This window comes from Synechococcales cyanobacterium T60_A2020_003, from assembly GCA_015272205.1.
Lineage (GTDB): Bacteria > Cyanobacteriota > Cyanobacteriia > RECH01 > RECH01 > JACYMB01.
Genome location: JACYMB010000362.1, coordinates 1 through 2,889 on the forward strand (window position 1 = coordinate 1; position 2,889 = coordinate 2,889).

At 47.5% G+C, this 2,889-nt stretch carries 4 protein-coding genes; all 4 read left to right on the top strand.

Features of this window, described 5'->3' with window-relative positions; genetic code table 11:
• A partial coding sequence (locus IGR76_17665) for a 50S ribosomal protein L15 (GenBank protein ID MBF2080285.1) occupies nt 1-423 on the top strand: 423 nt, incomplete at its 5' end.
• Between the two features lie 134 nt (nt 424-557).
• Entirely contained in the window at nt 558-1,874 is a 1,317-nt protein-coding gene (gene secY, locus IGR76_17670) for a preprotein translocase subunit SecY (protein MBF2080286.1), read from the top strand.
• On the top strand, nt 1,874-2,431 hold the full coding sequence (locus IGR76_17675) for an adenylate kinase (GenBank protein ID MBF2080287.1): 558 nt from the start codon (nt 1,874-1,876) through the stop codon (nt 2,429-2,431). Before secY ends, IGR76_17675 begins: the two co-directional genes overlap by 1 nt.
• Nucleotides 2,432-2,555: 124 nt before the next feature.
• Nucleotides 2,556-2,780 (top strand): translation initiation factor IF-1, encoded by a 225-nt coding sequence (gene infA / locus IGR76_17680; GenBank protein MBF2080288.1) that lies wholly within the window; start codon nt 2,556-2,558, stop codon nt 2,778-2,780.
• Nucleotides 2,781-2,889 lie beyond the last annotated feature (109 nt).

The following is a 2,889-nucleotide window of genomic DNA, read 5'->3' on the forward strand; positions in this document are numbered from 1 at the left end:
AAAGCTGGTTCTAAGAAACGCCGTCGTCGTGTGGGTCGCGGCATTGCTGCAGGTCAGGGGGCAAGTTGTGGTTTTGGCATGCGCGGTCAGAAGTCCCGCTCTGGTCGTAGCACACGTCCTGGCTTTGAAGGTGGCCAGATGCCGCTCTATCGCCGAATTCCTAAGTTGAAGCATTTTCCCCTTGTCAACCGCAAGCAGTTTACGGTTATCAATGTCGGTAAGCTTGCGGATCTGGATGCTAATACCAAAGTGGATTTGGCAACCCTAATGGATGCTGGAATTGTCACATCTGATGATGGCCCCCTCAAGATTTTAGGAGATGGAGAGATTAGTGTTCCCCTCCAAGTTGAGGCTGCTGCCTTCACCCATTCTGCGAAAGCAAAAATTGAGGCTGCAGGTGGTAGCTGCGTAACTCTAGATTAGATCAAATGGTCTAGATCGCCGATAAAATGAGCGTAAGATGTTCAAGTTTTCCGAGCGTTAGCAGTTTTTACGGCTCTGTTGACCGCTAATGCTTTCTGAGAGGGCGATCGCATAGCAATTAGAGGTATTTGTTCATGGTTGTAAGTCGAGACAAAGCGCCGACCGCTCAAGAAACGTTCATGCAAATGGCTCAGGCAGCAGGGCTGCGCGGTCGATTGTTAGTGACAGTCGGCCTTTTGCTTTTGGTACGCTTGGGCGTTGCTATTCCTGTTCCTGGCATTGATCGGGCTGCATTCCAGGCCGCCATTCAAAATGGGAACTTGGGAGGGCTAAGCAATGTTTTGGCCTTGATTGATACCTTTGCAGGGGGTGGCTTGTCTGCGTTAGGGATTTTTGCCCTTGGGATTTTGCCATTTATCAATGCCTCTATCATTATCCAGCTTCTCACGGCTGCCATTCCTTCTCTAGAGGACTTACAAAAGAATGAAGGTGAAGCGGGTCGGCGTAAAATTTCTCAGATCACTCGATATGTTGCTCTCGGTTGGGCCATCATCCAAAGTTCTGGAATTGCTTGGCTGGTTAAGCAGTATGCAGCGACTCCGGGACCAGCTTTCTTCATTGAAACGGTCATTGCGCTGACGGCTGGCTCTATGTTCGTCATGTGGGTTGGAGAGCTAATCACCGAGCGAGGCATTGGGAACGGGGCATCGCTGCTAATTTTCGTCAGCATCGTGGCTTCATTACCCACGTCTCTGGGACAGACAATTCAGCAAGCGAGTACAGGCGATCGCACATTTGTTGGTGGCGCAATTGTTCTACTTTTAGTTTTTCTTGCAATGATCGTGGGTATTGTCTTTGTTCAAGAGGGTACTCGCCGGATTCCCATTGTTTCTGCTCGTCGTCAGGTTGGTCGTCGCTTGTATCTTGAGAAGAATAGCTATCTCCCGCTGAGGCTAAACCAAGGCGGCGTGATGCCTATCATCTTCGCTACGGCTGTTCTAGTGTTGCCAGCATCCCTAATCCAGTTTTTTCCGAACGAGTCTTTAGCTAAGGTTGTGAGCTATTTCACCCCTGGTCATTGGTTATATATCGTCCTGTACTTGACGCTAATCCTATTTTTCAGCTACTTCTATGCGTCGCTGATTGTCAATCCAGTCGATATGTCACAAAACCTGAAGAAGATGGGAGCTAGTATTCCCGGAATTCGACCTGGTCGGGCGACCAGTGAGTACCTTGAGCGTGTTTTGAACCGCTTGACCTTTTTGGGCGCAATTTTCCTAGGTCTTGTTGCAATCATCCCAACGGTTGTTGAAAGTGCAACTCAGGTTAGAACCTTTCAAGGGCTGGGAGCAACCTCTTTGCTGATTTTGGTTGGCGTAGCCATCGATACTGCGAAACAGATTCAGACCTACGTCATTTCTCAGCGATATGAAGGGATGGTGAAGCAATAGTGGCTCGACTGATTTTCTTAGGACCTCCAGGAGCTGGCAAGGGAACTCAAGCTAGTAAGTTGGCTCAGAGCTGTCATATCCCCCATATCTCCACAGGAGACATTCTCCGTGCTGCAGTTGCTCAAGAAACGGAGCTTGGCCTGAAGGCGAAATCCTTCATGGATAAAGGTGAGTTAGTGCCGGATCACCTGATTCTAGATATCGTGCGCGATCGCCTTGCGTCTGAGGATACGAAGGGTGGCTGGATTCTAGACGGGTTTCCACGCAATGTCAGCCAAGCGGATTTCCTTGACAACTTATTGGACGACATTGATCAAGCTTGTGACTATGTGGTCAATCTTGAAGTGCCGGACGACATCTTAATTCAGCGTTTACTGAGCCGAGGGATGAACCGCAGTGACGATAACGAAGAGGTCATTCGTTATCGTCTACAGGTATATAGGAATCAAACGGCTCCGCTTATCGACTTTTATCGCGATCGTCAGAAGCTAGTGTCTATCAATGGTCATCAATCTGTTGATGCAGTAACTAACCAGCTCAAGGAGTTAGTTTCTTAGCAATTTACGCCAATATCAATATTCACTACGGAACGGATTTGTTAGGCTTACGGTAGGGTTCACAACGTTATTGAGTCATGTTCAATCAGTTTTTAAAAGTCTGTTAAGAGCGAGGTAATCGATTTTGTCTAAACAAGATCTCATCGAGATGGAAGGCACTGTCACTGATTCTCTACCGAACGCCATGTTTCGGGTTAGCTTAGATAATGGTTTTGATGTCCTTGCCCATATTTCAGGCAAAATACGTCGGAACTACATTAAAATCCTGCCGGGCGATCGCGTCAAAGTTGAGCTAACTCCCTATGATCTTACAAAGGGTAGGATTACTTATCGTTTGCGCAAGAAGTAAGCTGTCCATAAACGTTCAACCTAAAGTTAAGTTAAGAGCAGTCCTAAACCCAAGGTACCTGGTCACCGCAATAAGAATTGTTAATGAGAATGGCTGAAGCAGCTACATT